The 25,872-nt window shown below is 41.5% G+C and carries 14 protein-coding genes, 19 tRNA genes and 3 rRNA genes; 2 read left to right on the top strand and 34 right to left on the bottom strand.

The annotated features are described in order from the left end of the window. Window positions 1-82: 82 nt before the first annotated feature. The 26 genes from NST66_RS01720 to NST66_RS01595 all read right to left on the bottom strand — a co-directional run bounded on the left by NST66_RS01720 (window position 83) and on the right by NST66_RS01595 (window position 11,411). Window positions 83-154, bottom strand: a tRNA-Glu gene (locus tag NST66_RS01720). 4 nt (window positions 155-158) lie between these two features. Beyond that, window positions 159-233 (bottom strand) — tRNA-Asn (locus tag NST66_RS01715). A 3-nt stretch (window positions 234-236) separates the two neighbouring features. Then, a tRNA-Ile gene (locus NST66_RS01710) sits at window positions 237-313 on the bottom strand. A 6-nt stretch (window positions 314-319) separates the two neighbouring features. Beyond that, window positions 320-393 (bottom strand) — tRNA-Gly (locus NST66_RS01705). Window positions 394-404: 11 nt separating this feature from the next. Further along, window positions 405-480, bottom strand: a tRNA-His gene (locus NST66_RS01700). A 10-nt stretch (window positions 481-490) separates the two neighbouring features. After that, a tRNA-Phe gene (locus NST66_RS01695) sits at window positions 491-566 on the bottom strand. 8 nt (window positions 567-574) lie between these two features. After that, window positions 575-650: transfer RNA gene (locus tag NST66_RS01690), tRNA-Asp, on the bottom strand. Between the two features lie 4 nt (window positions 651-654). Next, window positions 655-731: transfer RNA gene (locus tag NST66_RS01685), tRNA-Met, on the bottom strand. Between the two features lie 25 nt (window positions 732-756). After that, window positions 757-849, bottom strand: a tRNA-Ser gene (locus NST66_RS01680). Window positions 850-876: 27 nt separating this feature from the next. Further along, window positions 877-953, bottom strand: a tRNA-Met gene (locus NST66_RS01675). Between the two features lie 30 nt (window positions 954-983). Further along, window positions 984-1,059: transfer RNA gene (locus tag NST66_RS01670), tRNA-Ala, on the bottom strand. Window positions 1,060-1,064: 5 nt separating this feature from the next. Further along, window positions 1,065-1,141 (bottom strand) — tRNA-Pro (locus tag NST66_RS01665). Between the two features lie 4 nt (window positions 1,142-1,145). Further along, window positions 1,146-1,222 (bottom strand) — tRNA-Arg (locus tag NST66_RS01660). A gap of 6 nt (window positions 1,223-1,228) precedes the next feature. Beyond that, window positions 1,229-1,303: transfer RNA gene (locus NST66_RS01655), tRNA-Gly, on the bottom strand. Window positions 1,304-1,312: 9 nt separating this feature from the next. Next, window positions 1,313-1,385, bottom strand: a tRNA-Lys gene (locus NST66_RS01650). A 4-nt stretch (window positions 1,386-1,389) separates the two neighbouring features. Further along, window positions 1,390-1,464, bottom strand: a tRNA-Gln gene (locus tag NST66_RS01645). 6 nt (window positions 1,465-1,470) lie between these two features. Beyond that, window positions 1,471-1,554, bottom strand: a tRNA-Tyr gene (locus NST66_RS01640). A gap of 8 nt (window positions 1,555-1,562) precedes the next feature. After that, a tRNA-Thr gene (locus NST66_RS01635) sits at window positions 1,563-1,638 on the bottom strand. Window positions 1,639-1,642: 4 nt separating this feature from the next. Continuing rightward, window positions 1,643-1,718, bottom strand: a tRNA-Val gene (locus tag NST66_RS01630). Between the two features lie 106 nt (window positions 1,719-1,824). After that, window positions 1,825-1,940 (bottom strand): 5S ribosomal RNA (gene rrf, locus NST66_RS01625). A 63-nt stretch (window positions 1,941-2,003) separates the two neighbouring features. Continuing rightward, window positions 2,004-4,939 (bottom strand): 23S ribosomal RNA (locus NST66_RS01620). A gap of 258 nt (window positions 4,940-5,197) precedes the next feature. Continuing rightward, window positions 5,198-6,749 (bottom strand): 16S ribosomal RNA (locus tag NST66_RS01615). Together the 16S, 23S and 5S rRNA genes with 19 tRNA genes alongside form the textbook arrangement of a ribosomal RNA operon. Window positions 6,750-7,160: 411 nt before the next feature. Further along, window positions 7,161-7,937: an enoyl-CoA hydratase-related protein gene (locus NST66_RS01610; RefSeq protein WP_033580635.1), complete on the bottom strand. Its 777-nt coding sequence runs from the start codon at window positions 7,935-7,937 to the stop codon at window positions 7,161-7,163. Window positions 7,938-7,972: 35 nt separating this feature from the next. Further along, window positions 7,973-9,505, bottom strand: a complete 1,533-nt coding sequence (locus NST66_RS01605; protein WP_028412536.1) for a fatty acid--CoA ligase family protein — start codon at window positions 9,503-9,505, stop codon at window positions 7,973-7,975. A gap of 169 nt (window positions 9,506-9,674) precedes the next feature. Continuing rightward, entirely contained in the window at window positions 9,675-10,664 is a 990-nt protein-coding gene (locus tag NST66_RS01600) for a lipoate--protein ligase (RefSeq protein WP_049162875.1), read from the bottom strand. Window positions 10,665-10,679: 15 nt separating this feature from the next. Next, complete coding sequence (locus NST66_RS01595; protein ID WP_028412538.1) at window positions 10,680-11,411, bottom strand: MBL fold metallo-hydrolase; 732 nt, start codon at window positions 11,409-11,411, stop codon at window positions 10,680-10,682. 228 nt (window positions 11,412-11,639) lie between these two features. On the opposite strand from NST66_RS01595, the gene yhfH reads away from it, so the two are divergent. Beyond that, complete coding sequence (gene yhfH, locus NST66_RS01590; protein ID WP_013055337.1) at window positions 11,640-11,771, top strand: protein YhfH; 132 nt, start codon at window positions 11,640-11,642, stop codon at window positions 11,769-11,771. Window positions 11,772-11,810: 39 nt separating this feature from the next. Here the strand turns inward: yhfH and NST66_RS01585 are convergent, their stop codons facing one another. The 3 genes from NST66_RS01585 to NST66_RS01575 all read right to left on the bottom strand — a co-directional run bounded on the left by NST66_RS01585 (window position 11,811) and on the right by NST66_RS01575 (window position 16,632). Further along, window positions 11,811-13,394 (bottom strand): response regulator, encoded by a 1,584-nt coding sequence (locus NST66_RS01585; RefSeq protein WP_033580637.1) that lies wholly within the window; start codon window positions 13,392-13,394, stop codon window positions 11,811-11,813. Further along, entirely contained in the window at window positions 13,372-15,192 is a 1,821-nt protein-coding gene (locus NST66_RS01580) for a cache domain-containing sensor histidine kinase (protein WP_028412540.1), read from the bottom strand. Before NST66_RS01580 ends, NST66_RS01585 begins: the two co-directional genes overlap by 23 nt. 150 nt (window positions 15,193-15,342) lie before the next feature. Beyond that, on the bottom strand, window positions 15,343-16,632 hold the full coding sequence (locus NST66_RS01575) for an ABC transporter substrate-binding protein (RefSeq protein ID WP_033580638.1): 1,290 nt from the start codon (window positions 16,630-16,632) through the stop codon (window positions 15,343-15,345). A gap of 281 nt (window positions 16,633-16,913) precedes the next feature. Here NST66_RS01575 and NST66_RS01570 point away from each other — a divergent pair, with 281 nt between their 5' ends. Further along, window positions 16,914-19,091: a peptidoglycan D,D-transpeptidase FtsI family protein gene (locus tag NST66_RS01570; RefSeq protein WP_033580639.1), complete on the top strand. Its 2,178-nt coding sequence runs from the start codon at window positions 16,914-16,916 to the stop codon at window positions 19,089-19,091. A 52-nt stretch (window positions 19,092-19,143) separates the two neighbouring features. Here NST66_RS01570 and NST66_RS01565 read toward each other — a convergent pair whose 3' ends face one another. The 5 genes from NST66_RS01565 to NST66_RS01545 all read right to left on the bottom strand — a co-directional run bounded on the left by NST66_RS01565 (window position 19,144) and on the right by NST66_RS01545 (window position 25,833). Then, window positions 19,144-19,713 (bottom strand): TetR/AcrR family transcriptional regulator, encoded by a 570-nt coding sequence (locus tag NST66_RS01565; protein ID WP_028412542.1) that lies wholly within the window; start codon window positions 19,711-19,713, stop codon window positions 19,144-19,146. A gap of 162 nt (window positions 19,714-19,875) precedes the next feature. Continuing rightward, on the bottom strand, window positions 19,876-21,297 hold the full coding sequence (gene hemY / locus NST66_RS01560; RefSeq protein WP_013055331.1) for a protoporphyrinogen oxidase: 1,422 nt from the start codon (window positions 21,295-21,297) through the stop codon (window positions 19,876-19,878). A 137-nt stretch (window positions 21,298-21,434) separates the two neighbouring features. Beyond that, window positions 21,435-22,367, bottom strand: a complete 933-nt coding sequence (gene hemH, locus NST66_RS01555; protein WP_028412544.1) for a ferrochelatase — start codon at window positions 22,365-22,367, stop codon at window positions 21,435-21,437. A gap of 97 nt (window positions 22,368-22,464) precedes the next feature. Next, the gene (gene hemE, locus NST66_RS01550) at window positions 22,465-23,508 is read right to left on the bottom strand and encodes a uroporphyrinogen decarboxylase (RefSeq protein ID WP_013055329.1); all 1,044 of its coding nucleotides are present in this window, start codon (window positions 23,506-23,508) and stop codon (window positions 22,465-22,467) included. A gap of 195 nt (window positions 23,509-23,703) precedes the next feature. Continuing rightward, a complete protein-coding gene (locus NST66_RS01545) occupies window positions 23,704-25,833 on the bottom strand; it encodes a transglycosylase domain-containing protein (RefSeq protein ID WP_033580640.1) in 2,130 nt (709 codons plus the stop codon). Window positions 25,834-25,872 lie beyond the last annotated feature (39 nt).

Below are 25,872 nucleotides of genomic sequence, written 5' to 3'. Positions count from 1 at the left end.
ACGAAAAACAGAGTTTATTCTTTTGTCTAAACTCTGTTTACAAACAAAAAAAGCAGTTTGCATATGCAAACTGCTTTTGAGATGACCCGTACGGGATTCGAACCCGTGTTACCGCCGTGAAAGGGCGGTGTCTTAACCGCTTGACCAACGGGCCAGTATGGCTCCACAGGTAGGACTCGAACCTACGACCGATCGGTTAACAGCCGATAGCTCTACCACTGAGCTACTGTGGAATATGGTGGGCCTAAGTGGACTCGAACCACCGACCTCACGCTTATCAGGCGTGCGCTCTAACCAGCTGAGCTATAGGCCCATTATTTGGAGCGGGTGATGAGAATCGAACTCACGACATCAGCTTGGAAGGCTGAGGTTTTACCACTAAACTACACCCGCGTTACTTAAGATGGGGCGACTGATGGGAATCGAACCCACGAATGCCGGAACCACAATCCGGTGCGTTAACCACTTCGCCACAATCGCCGTCTTAAAATGGTGGCTCGGGACGGAATCGAACCGCCGACACAAGGATTTTCAGTCCTTTGCTCTACCAACTGAGCTACCGAGCCAAACAAAATGGCGGTCCCGACGGGAATCGAACCCGCGATCTCCTGCGTGACAGGCAGGCATGTTAACCGCTACACCACGGGACCACTTTGGTTGCGGGGACAGGATTTGAACCTGCGACCTTCGGGTTATGAGCCCGACGAGCTACCGAACTGCTCCACCCCGCGATGATATGAATATGATATAAATAAATGGCGGAGGAAGAGGGATTCGAACCCCCGCGGGCTTTAACACCCCTGTCGGTTTTCAAGACCGATCCCTTCAGCCGGACTTGGGTATTCCTCCGTATATTTATAACAAATGTAACTTATATGGTAGCGGCGGAGGGAGTCGAACCCACGACCTCACGGGTATGAACCGTACGCTCTAGCCAGCTGAGCTACACCGCCATATTATTCGTTACAATTATTTAATTTCATTGGTGGAGCCTAGCGGGATCGAACCGCTGACCTCCTGCGTGCAAGGCAGGCGCTCTCCCAGCTGAGCTAAGGCCCCATAAATGGTCGGGAAGACAGGATTCGAACCTGCGACCCCTTGGTCCCAAACCAAGTGCTCTACCAAGCTGAGCTACTTCCCGTTTATGGCGCGCCCGAGAGGAGTCGAACCCCTAACCTTTTGATCCGTAGTCAAACGCTCTATCCAATTGAGCTACGGGCGCTTTATATGGAGCGGAAGACGAGGTTCGAACTCGCGACCCCCACCTTGGCAAGGTGGTGTTCTACCACTGAACTACTTCCGCTTATTAAAATGAGCCATGAAGGACTCGAACCTTCGACCCTCTGATTAAAAGTCAGATGCTCTACCAACTGAGCTAATGGCTCTCTATGGCTGGGCTAGCTGGATTCGAACCAACGCATGACGGAATCAAAATCCGTTGCCTTACCGCTTGGCGATAGCCCAATAAAATGGTGGAGGGGGGCAGATTCGAACTGCCGAACCCGAAGGAGCGGATTTACAGTCCGCCGCGTTTAGCCACTTCGCTACCCCTCCGATATAAATGGTGCCGGCAAGAGGACTTGAACCCCCAACCTACTGATTACAAGTCAGTTGCTCTACCAGTTGAGCTACACCGGCACGGTGGTGGAGGATGACGGGATCGAACCGCCGACCCCCTGCTTGTAAGGCAGGTGCTCTCCCAGCTGAGCTAATCCTCCAAATATCATACACAACATTAAATGTGTATATAAGTTTTTTACAAATGAGCCAAATAAAAAACCCCTAGACTCTTTTACAAGAGCATAAAAAGGGGTCTTATTCATTGCCTGGCAACGTCCTACTCTCACAGGGACAAAGTCCCAACTACCATTGGCGCTAAAGAGCTTAACTTCCGTGTTCGGTATGGGAACGGGTGTGACCTCTTCGCTATCGCCACCAGACAAGAGATTGCTCTCTCAAAACTAGATAACAATTTGCTGAGTAAAGCTTACGCTTTTAAAAGTTTGGTTAAGTCCTCGATCGATTAGTATCAGTCAGCTACACATGTCGCCACGCTTCCACCTCTGACCTATCAACCTGATCATCTTTCAGGGATCTTACTAGCTTGCGCTATGGGAAATCTCATCTTGAGGGGGGCTTCATGCTTAGATGCTTTCAGCACTTATCCCGTCCACACATAGCTACCCAGCGATGCCTTTGGCAAGACAACTGGTACACCAGCGGTGTGTCCATCCCGGTCCTCTCGTACTAAGGACAGCTCCTCTCAAATTTCCTACGCCCACGACGGATAGGGACCGAACTGTCTCACGACGTTCTGAACCCAGCTCGCGTACCGCTTTAATGGGCGAACAGCCCAACCCTTGGGACCGACTACAGCCCCAGGATGCGATGAGCCGACATCGAGGTGCCAAACCTCCCCGTCGATGTGGACTCTTGGGGGAGATAAGCCTGTTATCCCCGGGGTAGCTTTTATCCGTTGAGCGATGGCCCTTCCATGCGGAACCACCGGATCACTAAGCCCGACTTTCGTCCCTGCTCGACTTGTAGGTCTCGCAGTCAAGCTCCCTTGTGCCTTTACACTCTACGAATGATTTCCAACCATTCTGAGGGAACCTTTGGGCGCCTCCGTTACATTTTAGGAGGCGACCGCCCCAGTCAAACTGCCCACCTGACACTGTCTCCCGGCCCGATCAGGGCCGCGGGTTAGAATTTCAATACAGCCAGGGTAGTATCCCACCGACGCCTCCACCGAAGCTAGCGCTCCGGCTTCTCAGGCTCCTACCTATCCTGTACAAGCTGTACCAAAATTCAATATCAGGCTACAGTAAAGCTCCACGGGGTCTTTCCGTCCTGTCGCGGGTAACCTGCATCTTCACAGGTACTATAATTTCACCGAGTCTCTCGTTGAGACAGTGCCCAGATCGTTACGCCTTTCGTGCGGGTCGGAACTTACCCGACAAGGAATTTCGCTACCTTAGGACCGTTATAGTTACGGCCGCCGTTTACTGGGGCTTCGATTCAGAGCTTCTCCCAAAGGATAACCCCTCCTCTTAACCTTCCAGCACCGGGCAGGCGTCAGCCCCTATACTTCGCCTTGCGGCTTCGCAGAGACCTGTGTTTTTGCTAAACAGTCGCCTGGGCCTATTCACTGCGGCTCTCTCGGGCTATACACCCTACCAGAGCACCCCTTCTCCCGAAGTTACGGGGTCATTTTGCCGAGTTCCTTAACGAGAGTTCTCTCGATCACCTTAGGATTCTCTCCTCGCCTACCTGTGTCGGTTTGCGGTACGGGCACCTCCCGCCTCGCTAGAGGCTTTTCTTGGCAGTGTGGAATCAGGAACTTCGGTACTATAATTCCCTCGTCATCACAGCTCAGCCTTTATGATGAGCGGATTTGCCTACTCATCAGCCTAACTGCTTGAACGCGCATATCCAGCAGCGCGCTTACCCTATCCTACTGCGTCCCCCCATTACTCAAACGGCGGGGAGGTGGTACAGGAATATCAACCTGTTGGCCATCGCCTACGCTTTTCAGCCTCGGCTTAGGTCCCGACTAACCCTGAGCGGACGAGCCTTCCTCAGGAAACCTTAGGCATTCGGTGGACAAGATTCTCACTTGTCTTTCGCTACTCATACCGGCATTCTCACTTCTAAGCGCTCCACCAGTCCTTACGGTCTGACTTCGCTGCACTTAGAACGCTCTCCTACCACTGACATCAAAGATGTCAATCCACAGCTTCGGTGATACGTTTAGCCCCGGTACATTTTCGGCGCAGAGTCACTCGACCAGTGAGCTATTACGCACTCTTTAAATGGTGGCTGCTTCTAAGCCAACATCCTGGTTGTCTAAGCAACTCCACATCCTTTTCCACTTAACGTATACTTGGGGACCTTAGCTGGTGGTCTGGGCTGTTTCCCTTTTGACTACGGATCTTATCACTCGCAGTCTGACTCCCATGGATAAGTCTTTGGCATTCGGAGTTTGACTGAATTCGGTAACCCGTTGGGGGCCCCTAGTCCAATCAGTGCTCTACCTCCAAGACTCTTACAACATGAGGCTAGCCCTAAAGCTATTTCGGAGAGAACCAGCTATCTCCAGGTTCGATTGGAATTTCTCCGCTACCCACACCTCATCCCCGCACTTTTCAACGTGCGTGGGTTCGGGCCTCCATTCAGTGTTACCTGAACTTCACCCTGGACATGGGTAGATCACCTGGTTTCGGGTCTACAACCACATACTAAACGCCCTATTCAGACTCGCTTTCGCTACGGCTCCGCCTTATCAGCTTAACCTTGCATGGGATCGTAACTCGCCGGTTCATTCTACAAAAGGCACGCCATCACCCGTTAACGGGCTCTGACTACTTGTAGGCACACGGTTTCAGGATCTCTTTCACTCCCCTTCCGGGGTGCTTTTCACCTTTCCCTCACGGTACTGGTTCACTATCGGTCACTAGGTAGTATTTAGCCTTGGGAGATGGTCCTCCCAGCTTCCGACGGAATTTCACGTGTTCCGCCGTACTCAGGATCCACTCAAGAGGGAACGAAGTTTCAACTACAGGGTTGTTACCTTCTTCGACGGACCTTTCCAGGTCGCTTCATTTACTTCGTTCCTTTGTAACTCCGTATAGAGTGTCCTACAACCCCAAGAGGCAAGCCTCTTGGTTTGGGCTAATTCCGTTTCGCTCGCCGCTACTCAGGAAATCGCATTTGCTTTCTCTTCCTCCGGGTACTTAGATGTTTCAGTTCCCCGGGTCTGCCTTCAATATCCTATGTATTCAGATAAAGATACTGTTCCATTACGAACAGTGGGTTTCCCCATTCGGAAATCTCCGGATCAAAGCTCACTTACAGCTCCCCGAAGCATATCGGTGTTAGTCCCGTCCTTCATCGGCTCCTAGTGCCAAGGCATTCACCGTGCGCCCTTTCTAACTTAACCATTAGCGAATAAATGGTACAACATAAAGTTGTGTTATTTATTGGTTTGATTAAAGAAAAGTTTCACTTTTCCTCAGCAATTACTGTTATCTAGTTTTCAAAGAACAAAACAACTGACTTCAATCACATCATGATGAACATCACTGTGATATCTACGTGCAGGTTTGCGCCGAGTAATCGCAGGCGCAATTATTAATGAGAGATTGAACTCTCAAAACTGAACAAAGTGTCAAAACGTACGTCATGTAAAAATCCTTAGAAAGGAGGTGATCCAGCCGCACCTTCCGATACGGCTACCTTGTTACGACTTCACCCCAATCATCTGTCCCACCTTAGGCGGCTAGCTCCTTACGGTTACTCCACCGACTTCGGGTGTTACAAACTCTCGTGGTGTGACGGGCGGTGTGTACAAGGCCCGGGAACGTATTCACCGCGGCATGCTGATCCGCGATTACTAGCGATTCCAGCTTCATGTAGGCGAGTTGCAGCCTACAATCCGAACTGAGAATGGTTTTATGGGATTGGCTTGACCTCGCGGTCTTGCAGCCCTTTGTACCATCCATTGTAGCACGTGTGTAGCCCAGGTCATAAGGGGCATGATGATTTGACGTCATCCCCACCTTCCTCCGGTTTGTCACCGGCAGTCACCTTAGAGTGCCCAACTAAATGCTGGCAACTAAGATCAAGGGTTGCGCTCGTTGCGGGACTTAACCCAACATCTCACGACACGAGCTGACGACAACCATGCACCACCTGTCACTCTGTCCCCCGAAGGGGAACGCTCTATCTCTAGAGTTGTCAGAGGATGTCAAGACCTGGTAAGGTTCTTCGCGTTGCTTCGAATTAAACCACATGCTCCACCGCTTGTGCGGGCCCCCGTCAATTCCTTTGAGTTTCAGTCTTGCGACCGTACTCCCCAGGCGGAGTGCTTAATGCGTTAGCTGCAGCACTAAAGGGCGGAAACCCTCTAACACTTAGCACTCATCGTTTACGGCGTGGACTACCAGGGTATCTAATCCTGTTTGCTCCCCACGCTTTCGCGCCTCAGCGTCAGTTACAGACCAAAAAGCCGCCTTCGCCACTGGTGTTCCTCCACATCTCTACGCATTTCACCGCTACACGTGGAATTCCGCTTTTCTCTTCTGCACTCAAGTTCCCCAGTTTCCAATGACCCTCCACGGTTGAGCCGTGGGCTTTCACATCAGACTTAAGAAACCGCCTGCGCGCGCTTTACGCCCAATAATTCCGGATAACGCTTGCCACCTACGTATTACCGCGGCTGCTGGCACGTAGTTAGCCGTGGCTTTCTGGTTAGGTACCGTCAAGGTACGAGCAGTTACTCTCGTACTTGTTCTTCCCTAACAACAGAGTTTTACGACCCGAAAGCCTTCATCACTCACGCGGCGTTGCTCCGTCAGACTTTCGTCCATTGCGGAAGATTCCCTACTGCTGCCTCCCGTAGGAGTCTGGGCCGTGTCTCAGTCCCAGTGTGGCCGATCACCCTCTCAGGTCGGCTATGCATCGTTGCCTTGGTGAGCCGTTACCTCACCAACTAGCTAATGCACCGCGGGCCCATCTGTAAGTGATAGCCGAAACCATCTTTCAATCATCTCCCATGAAGGAGAAGATCCTATCCGGTATTAGCTTCGGTTTCCCGAAGTTATCCCAGTCTTACAGGCAGGTTGCCCACGTGTTACTCACCCGTCCGCCGCTAACGTCTTAGAAGCAAGCTTCTAATCAGTTCGCTCGACTTGCATGTATTAGGCACGCCGCCAGCGTTCATCCTGAGCCAGGATCAAACTCTCCGAAGAAATGTTTGACTTGCTCATTTAAAAAATAAAAATTAACGTTGACGTTTGTCGCTTCGTTCAGTTTTCAAAGTTCAACCGCCGCTCTTAAGCGACTTTATTATCTTATCAAGTTACCGACGTAATGTCAACAACTTTTTGAAATTCTTTTTTCAGCTTCGTTGTTACTGTTATGTCTCAACGACGCTTTATAATAATAAAATATATCTTTATTAAAGTCAACAGTTTTTAACAAAAAAATTCGAAATCATTACTTTTTGATTCAGATAGCTGTTTTATCTAGATCATATCATCATATTATAGGCAAAAGCTAGGTTTAAACTTTGCCTTCTCTATTCTTGAACCCTTTACTTTTTTTAATTTCTTCATTATACGAAGAAATTAAAAAAGAGCTGTCCATTAGACAGCCCCTTCTTATTTCCCTTTAAAACTAGGTCTTCTCTTCTCAGCAAATGCTTGAAGCGCCTCTAGACGATCTTCTGTCGGAATCGTTAACTCATATGCTTTTCGTTCAATTTGCAAGCCAGTCTGCAAATCGGCCTTCATTCCTTCTTTGATAGCAAATTTTGCTTGCTGAAGTGCAATTGGCCCATTTTTTAATAAAAGCGAGATAAAAATATCTATTGTTTCTTCTATTTGATATCCAGGAGCTACCTTCGTTACTAGACCACATTCTTTTGCTTCTGATGCCGTGAGGCGCTGAGCTGTTAAAATTAGTTCCATTGCTTTTGCTTCACCAACTAGGCGAGGGAGACGCTGTGTTCCTCCTGCGCCTGGTATAATCGCTAAGCTTGTTTCCGTTAAACCCATAAGCGCTTCTGTTGAAGCAATCCGGAAATCACATGCTAAAGCCAGCTCCATTCCTCCTCCAAATGCATATCCGTTGATGATTGCTATCGTTGGCTGAGGAAGCTGCTCTATCTTAGAAAACACTTCTCCTATTTTGTAAATATTGCGCTTTACCTCTTGATCAGAGAGGGTTTTACGTTCTTTTAAATCCGCACCTACACTAAAAGATTTTTCACCTGCCCCTTTAAACGTCACAACTCGAATATCTTTTTGAATACGAATTCCTTCAATTGCTTCTTCCAATTCTTTAAGCATATCGTAATTAAAAGCATTCATCGCTTCCGGACGGTTCAGTATCACATGGGCGACGTGTCCCTTTATTTCATTAGAAATAGATGACATTCTTTTACCACCTCCAAATTGGAATCGCTTTCATTTTATCGCTCCTGAGATACCTGCTGCTTCAGTGCACGCCTTAAAATTTTTCCCGTTGTATTTTTAGGAAGTTCTTTTAAAAATTCAATTTCACTTGGCACTTTATATTTAGCAAGGTGCTCTTTGCAGTAGGCAATAAGCTTCTCTTCCGTTATCTCTTGATTATTGCAAACCACGTAACACTTCACACATTCACCTAAAGAAGGATCAGGAACTCCGATAACAGCCACTTCTACAATATCCCGATGCGCATATAGCACTTCTTCTACTTCGCGAGGATAAACATTATATCCTCCTACAATAATTAAATCTTTTTTACGGTCAACGATATAAAAATAACCTTCCTTATCCATTCTTGCTAAGTCACCTGTATACAGCCAACCATCTCGGAGAGCATATTCCGTATCTTCAGGAAGCTTATAATACCCTTTCATCACATTAGGGCCTTTGACGATAAGTTCGCCAACTTGTCCTACTTCTACTTCTTTTCCTAGTTCGTTTACCACTTTATTTTCAACATTCATAATAGATGTGCCTATAGAACCTGCTTTTCTCTCTCGATCAATCGGATTGAAACACGTCACAGGAGAAGCCTCAGATAATCCATAACCTTCTGCTACCATGACCCCAAACTTACGTTCAAAATGGGTTAGAAGTGCCACCGGCATTGATGCCCCGCCTGATATACAAAGCCTTACCGTGTGAAAGTGCTCTTTTTTCCCTTTGTCATGCTGAAGTAAAAAATTATACATTGTCGGAACGCCAGCAAAAATAGTCGCTTGTCGATTTTGAATTAATTCAAATATAGAAGATGGACTGAATTTTGGTTCAATTAATATCGTTCCTCCATTCATTAAAGGCGCATTCAATGAAACAGTTAAACAAAATACGTGAAACATCGGCAAAGCAGCTACGACTCGGTCATTCCCATTTATACTTAAATAATCTGCTACGTCTTGAGCGTTTGAATAAATATTCTTATGCGTAAGCATAGCTCCTTTTGGTTTTCCAGTCGTTCCTGACGTATACAGAATGATGGCCACATCTTCTTCTTTTAACTCGAGAAAATCATATGTAGCTTCCCCTCTGTTTACAACTTGCGAAAACGTGTGAAAATAAGAAGGTATACTTTCCACTGTATCTGTCGTTTCACATAAGATAACGTGTTCCAAAAATGGAGTGTGTCCAATGATTTTTTTTAAAACAGGGAGAAGTAAATCAACCGCAATAACTGCTTTTACATCTCCATCCTGAAGCATGTAGCTAATTTCATCCGCTGTGTAAATAGGATTAATGGGTATAACAGTAGCTCCCACTCGAAGAGCACCGTACAATCCAATAACAAAATGAGGCGAGTTGCCGACAATTAAAGCGATATGATCTCCTTTTTTTACACCTAATTGCTTCAGACCATTAGCAAATTTAGATACCGATGCATCAAGATCTGCATAAGATGTTTCCTGATCCATAAAAACATATGCCGATTTTTGCGGAAATTGCTCAGCTGTTTTATGAAGCTGTGCTGACAAATTCATCTCATAACTTCCTCCTTTTAATAACGAATGAATGAACAACCATTCATTATTAAGTCATAATAATGGAAAAATTCTTACTTCTTCTATTCTATTATAATGTTACTGCTGTTCTATTGACAAGACTCATCTGTTTAAAAAGAAAAAAAGCCTGATGTGGCAGACTTTTTTCTTAATAGATTAATTCAACAAACTCTTCTTTTGTAATATTACCAAAATAATGTGGAATATCGATGTCCTCTAAGGCTTGTTCAATAGAAGCTTTTTCATAACGAACACCTGTTAATTTTTCCTGTACTTCCTGGACATCTCCCACTCCAAAGAAATCTCCATAGATGGTGCAAGCATCGATTTTCCCTTTATTCACTTCCAAACGAACGTCAATTTGTCCCACAGGAAAGCGGTGAGAGTGCTGTAAGTTAAATTTAGGTGATTTTCCATAGTTCCAATCCCATGACTGATAGCGCTCTTTAGAAATTTGATGAATCGTTTCCCAATCTTTTTCCGTTAGTTTATATTCTGTTATATTTTCTTCTCCCTCAAAGATATACCGAAGCAGCATTTCTCTAAATTCTTCCACCGTTACTTTCTGTTCTAAAAATTCACTGATATTCGCTACTCTATTTCGAATAGACTTAATGCCTTTGGATTCAATTTTATCTTTTTTTACTTTTAACGCTGATACCACGTTTTCAATCTCTGAATCAAAAAGAAGAGTTCCATGGCTGAACATTCTTCCTTTCGTCGAAAACTGAGCATTTCCAGAAATTTTACGTCCTTCCGCCATTAAATCATTTCGTCCGCTTAACTCAGCATTGACTCCTAATTTCTTTAACGCTTCCACGACTGGCTCGGTAAACTTTTTAAAATTATGAAAGCTATTTCCATCGTCTTTCGTAATAAAGCTGAAGTTTAAATTTCCTTTATCATGATAAACGGCACCGCCTCCAGATAGACGTCTCACTACATGAATATGCTGATCTTCAACATATTTTGTATTAATCTCCTCAATGGTGTTCTGGTTTTTTCCAATAATAATAGAAGGTTCATTAATATAAAACAGCAGATATGTCTCATTAATATCTAGATGCTTGAGCGCATATTCTTCAATTGCTAAGTTAATTCGGGGATCATAATTTTTTTGATTATCAATAAATAACATTCATTTTCCTCCTTGTTATTCCCATACGTATCCTGATTCAGCTAACGTAAGCGTACCTCCATAACGAGCAGCAGCTTCCTCTACTAGCTGTTGGTGTTCTCCGTAGTGTGGAAGGTGAGTAAGCATGAGTTGTTTGACACTTGCTTTAGAAGCAAGTGTACCGGCTTCTGTACTTGTCATGTGTCCAGCACCGCTTCCATCTTGGCTAGCATAAAAATTACATTCACAAATAAGAAGATCTGCATTTTCTGAGAAAGAAACAAATTCTTCTAAATAGCTCGAGTCCGCTGTGTACACGACGGTTTGATTGCCAGCACTTATTCTCATGGCATAACAAACGACTGGATGTTTCGTTTTCATAAATTCGATTGTAAAAGGCCCAACGTCAAGTTTTTGACTCGGATCGTACTCTACTCCTTTGGTAATTCCTTTATGAGTAAGTTTGTTGAAGCTTTCCTGATCATATGTATGTCCGTAAATAGAAAGTTCCTTAACAGCGTTCCCTAGATGAGTCTGAATGAGGCGAGCATATTGAAATACTCCGACATCAGCCACGTGGTCATGATGGTAATGAGATAAAATCATCGCATCTATTTCTTCTGGTTTTGCATATTTTTGCAGCTGAGCCAATGCACCGCTTCCACAATCAACAAGCAGCTGAAATCCATCGTGCTCAACTAAATAGCTAGAAGTAGCTTCTGAAACAGCAGGATATCCTCCCCAAAAACCAATAACAGTTACTTTCATTTCAATCACCCTTTCGTACTATTTTTATTACGTTCAGTATACCCTACTTTTTTTTGAAAACTAACTGAAAGATACTCATTTTGCCTATTTTATCGAAATAACTCATTGTTATATAACAAATAACCACTTAGAATAGCAAAATAGGCTAAATTGTTATAAAACATAATTGACATTTCAACATCTGTTATAATACAATGTTAGTAACAAAAAACAACGGAGGGGATTTAAATGTTAGAAAAAATGACTGAATTTTTCAAAAGATTACCCAATAAAAAGTGCGTAGAATGCGGAAACGACATCGAGGAACAGCATGAGTGCTACGGAAACAAATGCGATCACTGCCTAGATATCATGAAATAAAAAAAGCTGAAACTGTTTTATAACAGTTTCAGCTTTTTTTTATACGGTCAAACTGCGATACTCGTTTGGCGTAATGCCTTCTACTTTTTTAAACACTTTTCGAAAGTATTTATCATCATGATATCCAATCATATTCGCAATTTCATAGATTTTTAGTTCTTCATTTAGTAAAAGTGATTTGGCTTTATTCATTCTGACTTTCACCATATAATCTGAAATATTTTCTTGAAATTCTTGCTTAAACTTTCTCGAAATGTATTCACGGCTTAAATAGAAACGTTCCGATATTTCTTGAAGCTTCACATCTCGATGAAAATTTTGCTGCAAAAATTGTTCGATCTCATAAATAACGTCGCGATTGTTTTGCTTGCTATACCTTTTTATTACTTTTAAAAAGCGCTTTACTTCACGCTTTTTTCTCTCTACATACTTTGCTAGCTGAAACTGCCCATCTTGGTTATAGAAAAGAGAAAGAACATATTCAGGACCATTACTTATCGTATAAGGAATGTGATATCTTTTTAACCAATGCTGGCTTAACAGCTGATATTCCTGCTCAAAATGCAGAATTTGCTTTAATGATAGATAATTTTGTGCTTCAAAAGCTGTGATAATTTCGTTGAATACCGGCAAAAAGGCTTCAAACTTCCCTACTTGCAGCGCTTCTTCAATTTTACTGTTATAATCCATCATATTTATTAATAAAGCACTTGCTAAAACGTCTTGCTCGCCGTAGACCTTCACTTTATTTTGATCAAGAACATTGCTTAATAAAAGCGAATTTTTCGCATGTTCATAGGATTTCATTAGCTGATCAATAGAAGAGACTTTGCATCCTCTTGCAATCCGACAGCTCACGTCTAACGTACGACGAATTGCTGTATGTAAAGTCGTCAGCAAAGAAGTTATGCGTTCAAAATCATTCCAAAATATAATGATAATTTCCCACTTATTTGATAAATAACGGAAGGCTACCCCATTTTCTTCTGCCATCAGCATTTCATTGATTACATTTAAAATTGAAAAATAGGCTAAATCCCGGTCACCGCCAAAAGAACGAATAATGGATTCATCTACACGTACAATCCCCACTTCATATTCTCTAGTCAGATGGAAACCAAACTCTTCATAGATTGATTGATTTAGCAAATAATTGTTCATTAACTGCGTCAGTTTTCGATCTCGATAAATCGGCTTCATTTCATTGATTAAACGATAGCTGCTATTATGGACTTTTCTGGACTCTTCTTCTTTTTTCCATTGAGTTACAGCTCGTACAAGCGTATCGTTTAAAATCGAAGGATCCACTGGCTTTAGAATATAATCCGTACTTCCAAAATGAATAGCTTTACGCATATAGTGGTAGTCATCATACCCTGTTACCACAATCGTTTTGCTAGAAGGTGAATTCTCTTTAATCCACTCCAACAAAGCAATTCCATCGATATTAGGCATCTTCATATCAGTAAAAATGATTTCAGGTCCGTGATCCTCAATAAGCGCAATCGCTTGCTCACCGCTATCAGCTTCTATCACATCTGTAATTTCATGCTCTTCCCACTGTCCAAGCAGCTTTATTCCTTCTCTTACATGCTCTTCATCATCCACGATTAATACTTTCATCACTATCCCTCTTTTCTTCAATTGTTGTTAGCTTTATGACAACGGTAAAATCGTGATTTTCTTGACTGCTAATTTGCATTGAAGCATGATCTCCATAGTAGATGCGAAGTCGTTCATAAATATTTTGTAACCCAATATGCTCATCTGTTTGATTATACGATTGCTGAAGTCTCGTTTTTAATTGATTCAACTCTTTCTCTCCTATCCCTTTTCCGTTATCAGAAACAGTTAGAATCAGTTCTTCTCCGTTTAACTTCGCTGAAATCAACAGCTTTCCGCTTCCTGTGCGGGTTTCGAATCCATGCTTAAAAGAATTCTCAACAAGAGGCTGCAAGACCATTTTCGGTATTCGCATAAGCTCTGCCTCTTTTTCGATATTTAACTCATACTCAAACTTTGAACCAAACCGCTGCTTCTGCAGACTCAAGAAAGCTTTTACGTGATCGACTTCTTGCTTTAAGCTAACGATATCCTCTTTCATATTCATGCTGTAACGCATAATGTGAGAAAGTGAGGTTAATAAAGAATATACTTCAACTGCTTTATGCTTAAGGGCAAGAGTTCCAATCGATTGAAATGCGTTGTATAAAAAATGCGGATTAATTTGTGACTGCAGCACTTTTAGCTGCGTTGATTTATTTTCTAACTCCAATCGGAATTTACGTTCAATTAAGTCATTAATTGTTTCCACCATAGAGGTAAAGTGCCTTCCTAAAACACCAAATTCATCGTTTCCAAGCGATTTAAACCGGACTTCAAATGATCCTTTTTCCACTTCTTTCATATTGCGAATTAATACGTTAATCGGCTGGGTAAAACGGACCGATATAAAAAGCGTCGCGATAACGAGCATACACAAAAATGGCAGGCCAATTAATACATTCATAAGTGCTGTCTTTCTTGCATCTTCATATAAAACACTGTAAGGAATTCGCTTCACAATGTATAAGTCCTCAAAAGGCTGTTTAAGCTTTTCATACATTAATACGCCTGAGAAGCTTTTATCTTCCCATTCCATGCTGTGATCCTCTTGAGACGTAAGCGCCTTTAGCCACGGGTAGTTTTCGTTTTTTCCAATAACCTTTGAATCCGAAGAATACAAAACCTTCCCTTTATTGTTCATTAAATAAAAATCTTCTGACTCTTCATTATATAAGCGCTGCGATATAGATTGAATTTGTGTCATGTTAATGTCTAAAGATAGATAAGCTAACAACTTGTCTGATGGAATTTCATCAATCCGCTGATGAAAGCTAATAACTTGATTCGGCAGTGAGTCAATTAACGTTGATAAATTATTGTAGCTATAAATTTCATGGGTAGGCTCAATGGCAAGAAATTTATGATGTTTATTTAAATAAGAATAGTAAGGCTGAGTGTAAATATCATCGTACTTCCCTCTGCTGCTCACTTTCGAATTATAAGCTGTATACGAGTCATGCCCGTTCTCAATATAAAGATGGAGCTGTTCAATCTCTGGACGAGTATTATATAAATAAAGAAGAGTGCGTGATATTTCCAGTTGATTGGCTCCTAAGTCACTTGATACGCCTTCATCTAACACTTTAATAAATGGGTGGTAGCCGTACAGCCTTTTTGTAATATTAGCAATTTCATTTAAGTAATCACTCAAATCATTGCTTCCATTTTTAATAACTTGATAGTTGGTAGAAATAAATCGATTCTTAACCGTTTCTTTTGTGTATTGATACGTAAAAATCGTTGAAATTAAAAAGGGAATAACGGTTGCGAATAAGAAAAACAAAATTAATTTCTTGCGTATGCTCCAGCCTTTCACAACTAACCTCCTTTGACTAATGTCATACATTATGACTATTATTATACATTAAAAGCGCTTTCAATTAACTATTATTTTTTCATAACTATGAATCTAACCAGCTATTTTTTTCACACCAAAAAGTCCGCGTTTTCCACGCGGACTTTTTGGTTATTTTTTCATTTTTGCCCAAATTGCATCTAATTTCTTCATAAACTCTTCTTCCGTCATTTGTTTGCCTGCGTAAGACTGCATTGCTGCGCCTACTTCTTGAACCGTTCCTTCTGGATACTTAAACCAGTTCCAAGATAATGTTTTGCCTTCTTCAGAGTATTTTAAGATATCATCAGATAAAGAATCGATTCCTTTTCCATCGATGTTTTTGAACGCTGGAATGAACTTGAACTTTTCAACTAAGAATTTTTGACCTTCTTTAGAAGAAACCATCCAATTTAAGAATTCCTTCGCTGCTTTTTTATCTGCATCTGGTGCATTTTTGTTCACTACCCAGTTATTTGGAACTCCGATTGCTAATTTATCATTTTTCTTCGCATCGTTGCTGATCGGCATTGGGATAAAGCCCATTTTCATGTCCGGATTGATTTTCGTGATCATATTTACCGTCCAGTTACCTTGTTGCATCATCGCTGTTTCACCAGAAGCAAATTGAGTAACTTGTGTATTGTAATCTGTCGTTAATGGATTTTTATTTCCATACTTTAACGTTAAATCGAACAGATTCATAAATTGCTTAAACGTTTCATTGCCTTCAAATTTTGCTTTTCCTTCGTTTAGACCTTTAATAAACGCATCTGGATCATCTTGCTGCGCCATTGGAATATTAAATAAGTGGTTACCTAGCACCCACCACTCGCCGTATCCGTTAGAAAATGGCGTAATGCCTTTTGCTTTAAGCTTTTTAGAAGCTGCTTCTAATTCCGACAGCGTCTTAGGCAATTCTTTAATGCCTGCTTTTTCAAATAAATCTTTATTATAAATAAAACCATAACCTTCTAAGTTTAGCGGCTGACCATAGATTTTCCCGTCCATTGTCATCGGTTCTTTAGCGATATCATACAGATTATCTACCCACGGCTGATCAGACAAATCTTCTAATTTATCCTTCCACGTTTGCGCTTCTTGGAACCCTCCATTATTAAAGATATCAGGTTCATTTCCAGAGGCAAACTGTGCTTTTAATGCTGCACCATAGTCCGCTCCTCCGCCGACTGTTTGGATGTTAAACTTTACGTTTGGATGTTCTTTTGTATATTCATCCGTCAATTCTTTCAGCTGATCTGCAATTTCCACTTTGAACTGGAACATATCAATAACAACTTGATCACCTGAGCCTGTTGATTTACTTGCTTTTGAATCCGTACCTGAGTTTGAACATGCTGTCGCAAATAAAAGTGATGTTGCTAACACGCCAGACATTATTGAAAGCCTTTTCATTTTCATTCGTTTTGCCCCCCTTGATATCTATCTCTCTTTATTTTACCGATTCTAGGACATTTGAACAGGTAACAATATTGAACAACCGAGTGGAAAATATTGAACACCCCCCTTCAGCACCCTTCGACAGCTCTCTCTTCTTTCGCAAAAATTTCTATAAAATTTTTATCTGTTTTATTCCACCTAATAACATTTATAGACAAAATTATGTTAATATGTAGAGTGATAGATTCATAAGAAAATTTATGAATTTTTTTAACTTGTATAAACAAAGTGAAGGGGTTTACATGAAAACTAAAAAGCGCAAAAAAACACATGTCTCATTTCGAATTAACTGGCTGTTTATTGTGGTTTTCCTGCTTTTTTCTGCACTCATTTTACGATTAGGCTTCGTACAGATTGTGTACGGAGAGAACTATAAACGAGAAGTTGAAAAAACAGAAGATGAAACGGTAGATTCACCGGTTCCTCGCGGAAAGATGCTAGACCGCTATGACCGCGTTATCGTGGATAATAAACCGTTGAACGCTGTCACGTACACGCGTTTGAAGGGCGTCACTCAAGAAGACAAGCTAAAAGTAGCTAAAAAGCTTGCCACTCTTATTGATGTTCCTGTTACAACAGACGTGTTTGGCAAATCGGATAAAAAGAAAGATAAAAATACGATTAAGCTAACAGAACGCGACTTAAAAGATTATTGGATTGCAACTCATCCAAAAGCAGCAGCGAAAAAAATTACCGCAGCAGATAAGCAAAAAGTAAAAGAAGAAAAAATTTCTGAAGATGATTTGTATCCTCTTCAGCTGAAGCGCATCACTAAAAATGAACTTTTATCGGTGAAAGACGACCTTGAAGTGATTGCCATTAAAAGCAAGATGGAAGGCGGGTATGCGTTAACTGCTCAAATTATTAAAAGCGGCTTAACTGATAAAGAGCTTGCCGTTATTAGTGAGCAGCTGAGTGACTTGCCTGGCGTCGATACGACAACTTACTGGGACCGTATGTATACATACGATGACTTACTTAGCACGCTGCTTGGTAAAATCACATCGGCAGACGAAGGGTTACCAAGCGAAAACTTACAGTACTACTTGTCCCACGGCTACAGCCGAAATGACCGAGTAGGAAAAAGTTATTTAGAAAAGCAGTACGAAGACGTTCTTCGTGGTCAAAAAGCGCGCATACAAAACGTAACCGATCGCTCCGGCAACTTAGTGAGTCAAGAGACCGTTACTGAAGGTCAGCGCGGCAGTGACTTAATTTTAACGATTGATATGGAACTGCAAAAACAAGTCGAAGATGTTTTAACGAAAGCTGTACTTGAAGGCTCTGCGAGGAACCGCTTAATGGACCGAGCGTTTGCTATTATGATGGACCCACATACGGGAGACATTTTAGCAATGGGAGGAAAACAGCTTGTTACTGACAAACAAACAGGAGCACGCAAAGTTCAAGACTTCGCGCTTGGAAATCTTACAACTTCTTATGAAGTAGGTTCCGCGGTTAAAGGAGCGACCGTTCTAGCCGGACTTGACTCAGGTGCAATTCAGCCTGGTACTGTTTTTTATGACGCACCAATGAAGTTTGCTGGTACTAAACCGAAGAAATCTTCTCACAATATGGGAGCTACAGGTATCGAAAAAGCTCTCGAGCAATCTTCTAACGTTTTTATGTATAGAACAATTCTAAACATGGCTGGTGAAACTTATCGACCTGGCGGATCATTGCATATCTCGCCTTCTATTTTTAATAAAATGCGTTCATACTACAGTCAGTTTGGCCTTGGAATTCCAACGGGAATTGATTTAGAAAACGAATCAACCGGTATTCGTAACACCGTGACAAACGAACCTGGTAAAGCTCTCGACTTTGCAATTGGTCAATACGATACGTATACACCGCTTCAGCTTGTTCAATACATTTCAACAATTGCCAATGGTGGATACAGAATGAAACCTCACCTTGTGAAAGAAATTCGTGAGCCTGAACTTGACAGTGAGCTAAAAGGAAGTATACAAAGTTCCGTGGAACCACAAGTATTAAACCGTATTACAATGAATCAGTCGCAAATTGACATTGTAAAACGTGGTTTTCGTCGTGTTGTTACTGCTCAAGGTGGTACTGGACACGCCTTGTATACAAATCCAAAATACAGAAAATATAATATAGCAGGCAAGTCAGGAACAGCTGAAACCTATAATCAAGGCGTAAGCGTACGTAACTCCACTTTTGTCTCTTATGCACCTTATGACAATCCTGAAGTAGCTGTAGCAGTTGTTATTCCTTCTGCGTATGTTGCTGGAGCGAATTCTGGCGGACAAAGTAAAACTATTACAGGTGATGTTATTGATGCCTACTTCAAACTTAAAAAGCAAGGAAATACAGAAGTAGAACAAAAAGAAGAAGATGCAAAAACAGGAAATACAGAATTAAACGGCGTAAAAAAAGATGATAATGAACAATAAAAAAGGTCTCGTCATGAGACCTTTTTTGTTTTTTCTATGAAAAAAGCCTATCTCACTGAGACAGACCGCGTAAAAAGTATAGTTCAATTAATTCAGCAATTTTTTCTTCTGAAAGCGGCTCATGCCGTTTTTCCCAATCATAGACGAGTGCAATGTACATTTTAAATAGTAAAAAAGCTGTGAGCTCCGGGTTGCACGGTTTGATTTCTTTTTTAGAAATCGCAATTTCGATTTTGTTTTTTATATAAGTCAAAATCTCTTCTTCTACTCGCACAAGCACTTCTTGCACTGCTGTAGTGCCTAACTGCTGTTCCTGTACCAGCTTCAGCATGAGCTGATGCTCAGTGCGGAATTCTAAGATTCGAAAAATGGCTGCTTGGGCATTTTCAAAAAAAGGACGGCTGCTGTCAATGACAGTTTCAGCTGCATCTGTCATTTCTCGAATCATTCGTGTCACAATTTCATCGAATAACTCTTCTTTGTTTTTAAAAAAAGTATAAATCGTTCCTTTTCCGACATTTGCAAGCTTCGCCACTTGCTCCATAGTCGTTGCTTTATATCCAAACAGCGCAAATGATTTTGACGCTGCATCAACAACTGATTGCTTTCGGTCTATCGCCACGTTATCCCCTTCTTTCTGACCAAATGAATATTTCAGTCAACAAGTACGGTTTTACTATAGCACAAGTTTCTTTTGCTTTTCAACCACAATCTCTTCTCTTAGTATAACCTTTCTCTACGGGTAGTAGACAAAAAAGCGGAGCATTGATTCACCGCTCCACTTCTACAGTTGCTGCACATATTTAACCGCTTTTTTAGCCACATCTTCTCCTTGCTCTACACATTCTGGTATACCTAGACCCTCGTACGAGCTTCCCGCTACATAAAGACCGGCAAGCTCTTTTTCAAGCTGTTCATTCATTGTATCTAGCATATCGTGATGTCCGACCGTATACTGAGGCATTGACTGCTTCCATCTCGTTACCGCGTAAAATTCAGGCTCCGCAGAAATCGTAATGAGCTTCTTCAAATCCTCCAGGACAATTTTAAAAATTTCATCGTCAGGCTGATCCACCACAGCTTCATCCCCGGTTCGTCCAACTAAACATCTTAGCAGCACTTTTCCTTCCGGAACCGCATGCGGCCACTTTTTATTTAGCCACGTGCATGCCGTAATCGTGTAATCGCTATTTCTGGAAACGGCGATGTTCATTGCATCTAGATTGTCTTGCAGCGCTTCTTGTGCAAAGGCTATCACAACAGTAGCTACTGAAGTGGAAGGCATATGCTTTAACGGTTCGAATATTTTATATTCCGAGAGCATAGACTGAGCAGCTGCATGAGGAGAAGTTACAATAACGCTGTCTGCTTTTATTACTTTCCCGCTATTTAAGGATAATTCATATGTGGTATCTTCTTTATAAATTTTCTCTACCTTTATTCCTTTTGTAATAATATCAGGATCTATTGCTTTTTCTACCCCATCTACTAGCGATTGAAGACCTTCTTTTAATGTTAAAAAGACGCTATTTTTTTTAAACTCCGAATCATCACCGTGCTGTGGGTGAATTTCTTTTAGCTTTTTCATTCCAACAATTAAGCTTCTGTACTTATGTTCAGCATGCAAAAACTGTGGAAATGTTGATCTTAAACTCAAACGATCAACGTCTCCTGCGTAAATTCCTGATAATAGAGGCTCAATTAAATTTTCAACAACTTCATCACCAAACCGTCTTCTAAAAAATACGCCTAGCGAACGGTCATCCTGATTTTTTGTCTTCGGTATAAAAAAATCAGCTGCTGCGCGCAGCTTGCCAACAGGCGAAAATAGCCCTGTTGTGATAAAAGGAGATAACTTGGTTGGTATCCCCATTACAGCACCATCAGGCAGCGCATGCGGTGTATCTTTTACCAGAATATAGGATTTTCCCTTTTCATTTCCGACTAGCTCCCGACCTAGCCCCACTTCTTTTGCCAGTTTTGTAGCAGCTAGCTTACGCGCTAAAAATGAATCAGGACCTTTTTCAAATAAATAACCGTCTCGTTTGACCGTTTGAATTTTCCCGCCAAGCCGATGCGTCGCTTCTATTAGTTGAAGATCAATAGGCAGCTGATGATCCTTTATTTTTTTTTGCAAATAATAGGCAGCTGAAAGACCTGTTATTCCTCCACCGATGATGACAACCTTTTTTCGTCTATCCGTCATGTTATCATCGCCTTTTCTGTAAAATTCAATATAAAGAGAAGCGATTATGGAAACCCATAGCTCGCTTCTTACTTTTCTTTATATTGATTATAAGTTACTTTTCGTCCCTGTTCAACGTACAAAGAATCTATATTGACTTAACGGGCAATTCGTTTTAACACAACTGTAGCTAACCCATCGATAAATTCAGGCTGTGCATTCGGCATTTCAGGACGGTAATAATCAGCCCCAATTTCATCTGTCACCACTTTGCATTCGTAGTCGTTATCATAAAGTACTTCTAAGTGGTCCGCGATAAATCCAACCGGGGTATAGACGAACGACGTATAGCCTTTTTCTTCATGCAGTTCTCTTGTTAAATCTTGGACATCAGGACCTATCCATGGCTCAGGCGTATTTCCAGCACTTTGCCAGCCAATTTCGTAATGTTCAATACCAGCTGCTTGTGCAATTAAATCCGCTGTTTCTTGAAGCTGATTTGGATATGGATCTCCTGCTGCAATAATTTTTTCTGGCAAGCTATGCGCAGAAACAATCAATACGGCTTTTTGGCGTTTCTCTTCGTCTATTAAATCAAACGTTTGTTTAACACGTGTAGCCCAGTACTGAATGAACTTTGGCTCACTGTACCAGCTTTCTACGGAATGAATGATTGGTCCTCCTAATTTTTCAGCTGTTTCTTTGGCGCGTCCATTATAAGATTTTACGCTAAACGTTGAAAAGTGAGGTGCAAGAACAATGCTGACCGCTTCTTTAATTCCGTCTTTATGCATGGCTTCTACTGCATCTTCAACAAACGGTTCAATATGCTTTAAGCCAAGATACGCTTTAAATTCAATTTCATCCTGTACTTCATTCAAGCGCTTTTCTAGACTTTCCATTTGCTGCTGCGTAATTTTTGCAAGAGGTGAAATGCCCCCAATTGCTTCGTAGCGGTTTTGTAAATCTTCCAAGGCTTCCGGTGAAGGTTTACGTCCGCGGCGGATATGTGTATAGTAACGTTCAATATCTTCTTCTTTATATGGTGTTCCATATGCCATTACAAGTAATCCCATTACTTTTTTACTCATGTGTTCGACACCTCTTTGTTAGATTCAATACTTGTCTTCATTTTGCCATGAATAAAAAGAAAAATTCAAAGTTTAGCGCTCCAAATTATTTGACAATTTATTGTCTATTTGCAGAATATTCATGAATAAAGGTTGTTAAACGCTTCAACGTTTCCGGCTGAACCTGTGGAAAGACGCCGTGCCCCAAGTTGAAGATGTAACCAGGACTGGCCATCCCTTTATCTAATATTTCTGTTACACGTTCTTCAATAACTTCCCATGGAGCTAACAAAATAGCAGGATCTAAGTTTCCTTGCAGTGTTTTTGTTAAGCCTAGTGCGCGTGCTTCATCCAGCTGTGTTCGCCAATCTAATCCCACTACATCCAGCGGCAGATCATGCCATTCTTTTGCCAAATGACTTGCTCCTACTCCAAACATAATGAGAGGTACATTTTTTTCGCGCAAAGAGGTAAAAATCCGCTCCATAACAGGCTTTATAAAATAACGATAATCCGCTACATTTAAAGCCCCCACCCATGAATCAAAGATTTGAATGGCTTTTGCTCCAGCGTCAATTTGCGCTTTTACATATGTAATCGTCATATCTGCTAACTTATCCATTAGCGCAAACCATGCTTTAGGTTCCGTGTACATAAATGCTTTTGTTTTATTATAGTTTTTTGAAGGTCCTCCTTCAATCATATAGCTTGCTACTGTGAAAGGAGCACCGGCAAAACCAATTAGAGGTACGTTTAACTGTTCTGTTGTTAACAGCTTAATCGTATCTAATACATACGGAACATCTTCTTCCGGGGTAATTTCTCCTAGCTTTTCTACATCGCTTAAAGATTGAATTGGATTAGAAATGACAGGACCAATTCCTGACTTGATTTCAACATCCACTCCAATTGAAGGAAGCGGTGACATTATATCTTTATATAAAATAGCTGCATCCACTCCGTACTGTTCAACGGGCAGGCGTGTTACGTATGCCCCAAGCTCCGGCTGATGAGTGATTTCAAATAGAGAGTACTTCTCTTTTAGCTTTCGGTATTCCGGCTGTGAACGCCCTGCTTGGCGCATATACCAAACCGGAACATGATCCGTTTTTTCCCCTCTACAGGCTTTTAAAAAAGTATCGTTAAACGTTCCTTGACTCATAATTTCCACCTTTCTCGATTGTCTTCCATCCGTATTTTCTTCGATTAGACAGACAATAATCAGCAAAGGAACATACCGGTTCCTCTACTGATTAAAGTTTCACGTTATATTCTCTACTTGTCACTATACCCATTTCTTTACGACTTGTATAGCCACCTGCTAAAAATGTCAAAAAATCGCCCTACTCTTCCTTTTTTATTGAAAAAGAGCAGGTGTTACTTCGTTGGATTTTTTTCCTTTTTGTTGTGTTTGGGAATTGTAAGGAACTACATAATAAGTAGGACTGTCGAGCAGATTCACACGCTCTTTTTCAAATGCTCCTTTTCCCTTCACTTTGCCAATCAATTCGGCTTTATCCCCTTTTTTCTCATAAACATAATAAACAGCTCTTTTATCAGGTGAAGGTGTCCACGATAAACTTACCGTTAGCAAACCAAATGGATGGAATGTTAATTCTTGTTTTAAATCTTTAACTTGCTCTAAACGTATTGGTTTTGGCAGATCTTTAACGCCTGCTGGCTTTTGAAATGCAGCTTCGTCGTAACCAGCTCTTGTTAGAATGTCTTTAAATAATAGAGTTGGATAAGAACTTCCTTTTGTTAAATAGTGCTGGTCATTTGTAGAATCATATCCCATCCACACGCTTCCTACAACATCTGGGGTATATCCAACAAACCAAGCATCTCTTGTGGCTCCTTTAACATTCGTATACGAAGTAGACCCTGTTTTTCCTGCTAACTCTCCTTTAAACTCTCCATTTTTTGCCGTTCCTTCTTTAACAACTCCTTGAAGCATTTTTGTCATATACCAAGCCGTCTGTTTTGAAAATGCTTTGTGAGTGTCGGGAACAGCTTTTGCAATCACTTTTCCATCTTGATCTTTTATCTCTTGAATAAAGTACGGTTGGATGTTTTCTCCATTTTCAGCAAATGCCCGGTACGCTCCTGCTAATTGAAGCGGTGTAATTCCTTCCTTTAATCCTCCAAGAGCAATCGCAAGCCCTTTATCTTCTAACGGAATTCCTAGCTTTGTGAGATACTGCTTGCTTGTTTCAACTCCTAGCTGATTCAATGTCCAGACGGCAGCTGCGTTTTTAGAATCTTTTAAGGCATCGTACATCGTTACCTTTTTAGCATATTGGCCGTCTACGTTTTTAGGTGTGTATCCCCCGTAGCTTCTAAGCTTGTCTTGCAGCAACGAATAAGGCTTGAATTGACCTTCTTCTAATGCAGGGCCATATACCGCAATAGGTTTCATCGTAGAACCTGGCTGTCTTTTGACATTTACGCGGTTGAGCGATTTTTGTACATAATCTCGTCCTCCCATAACAGATAAAACTCCTCCGCTTTTGTTATCGACTAATACAAAAGCACCTTGGGCACTGTTATCTGTACCTGGAAAATAACGATTTTCTTTCATCAGCTCGTAGGCGGCTTCTTGTACTTTTATATTCATCGGTACTTTGACCGTATAACCTCCGCGCAGAAGCTCATTGCCCGAAATGCTGTATTTCTTCTCTGCTTCTTGGATAACCATATCGATATAGGTTAAATACGCTGGATTTTTAGCCTGCTCCTTTATGTTCAACCCCAGCGTTCTTCCTTGCAAACGGACATTTTTTTCAGCTGATAAATAACCTGCTTTTTGCATGGCATTTAACACAACATTTCTACGTTCTATACTTTTTTCTGGATGTAAAATAGGAGAATAGGAATTCGGTGCTTTTGGCAGTGCAGCGAGAAGTGCACCTTCTTCTACCGTTAATTCGGAGACATCTTTATTGAAGTAAAGCTTGGATGCAGCTTGGATTCCATAGGCTCCGTGTCCAAAGTATATTTGATTCAAATACATTTCAAGCAGTTTTTGCTTACTGTAACGCTGCTCCAGGTTAATAGCCACCACTACTTCTTTTGTTTTTCTAAGCAGCGTTTTATCATTCGATAAAAACACATTTTTAGCCAGCTGCTGTGTTAAAGTACTTCCTCCTTCAACACTTCCTCCAGCCAATATATCTCGGTATAATGCTCGGCCAATAGATTTAAAATCGATTCCGTGGTGTTCATAAAAACGAACATCTTCAATTGAAATAAATGCTTGTTGCACATGCTTTGGAATCTTGTCAATTGAAACCAAGTCCCGATTTTTCACATAGAGCTTTGTTAATTCGTCTCCATTTTCATCGACTAATCTTGTAGCCGAGTCCATGACGATTTTTTTCTCATCAATTACATAGTTTCCAAGAAACAAGATGATAATATATCCAATCAATCCTAATAGAAAAATTCCAACTAAGGCAGCAATTGCGTATAAGCCTTTTTTGTACATCGTGCCACCCCTTTTCTTCCGCTAAACTTTTGATAATAT

This window comes from Priestia sp. FSL W8-0524, assembly GCF_038005965.1.
In the GTDB taxonomy this organism is placed as follows: Bacteria; Bacillota; Bacilli; order Bacillales; family Bacillaceae_H; genus Priestia; species Priestia zanthoxyli.
This window is presented reverse-complemented; position numbering and strand designations above follow the sequence as displayed.

Excerpts from the sequence above, each read along its gene's own strand:
- NST66_RS01600 (WP_049162875.1), bottom strand. The coding sequence starts at position 10,664 with ATGTTATTTATTGATAATCAAAAAAATTATGATCCCCGAATTAACTTA.
- NST66_RS01595 (WP_028412538.1), bottom strand. The coding sequence starts at position 11,411 with ATGAAAGTAACTGTTATTGGTTTTTGGGGAGGATATCCTGCTGTTTCA.
- NST66_RS01570 (WP_033580639.1), top strand. The coding sequence starts at position 16,914 with ATGAAAACTAAAAAGCGCAAAAAAACACATGTCTCATTTCGAATTAAC.
- hemE (WP_013055329.1), bottom strand. The coding sequence starts at position 23,508 with ATGAGTCAAGGAACGTTTAACGATACTTTTTTAAAAGCCTGTAGAGGG.
- NST66_RS01545 (WP_033580640.1), bottom strand. The coding sequence starts at position 25,833 with ATGTACAAAAAAGGCTTATACGCAATTGCTGCCTTAGTTGGAATTTTT.
- NST66_RS01605 (WP_028412536.1), bottom strand. The coding sequence starts at position 9,505 with ATGAATTTGTCAGCACAGCTTCATAAAACAGCTGAGCAATTTCCGCAA.
- NST66_RS01575 (WP_033580638.1), bottom strand. The coding sequence starts at position 16,632 with ATGAAAATGAAAAGGCTTTCAATAATGTCTGGCGTGTTAGCAACATCA.
- yhfH (WP_013055337.1), top strand. The coding sequence starts at position 11,640 with ATGTTAGAAAAAATGACTGAATTTTTCAAAAGATTACCCAATAAAAAG.
- NST66_RS01610 (WP_033580635.1), bottom strand. The coding sequence starts at position 7,937 with ATGTCATCTATTTCTAATGAAATAAAGGGACACGTCGCCCATGTGATA.
- NST66_RS01585 (WP_033580637.1), bottom strand. The coding sequence starts at position 13,394 with ATGAAAGTATTAATCGTGGATGATGAAGAGCATGTAAGAGAAGGAATA.
- hemH (WP_028412544.1), bottom strand. The coding sequence starts at position 22,367 with ATGAGTAAAAAAGTAATGGGATTACTTGTAATGGCATATGGAACACCA.
- hemY (WP_013055331.1), bottom strand. The coding sequence starts at position 21,297 with ATGACGGATAGACGAAAAAAGGTTGTCATCATCGGTGGAGGAATAACA.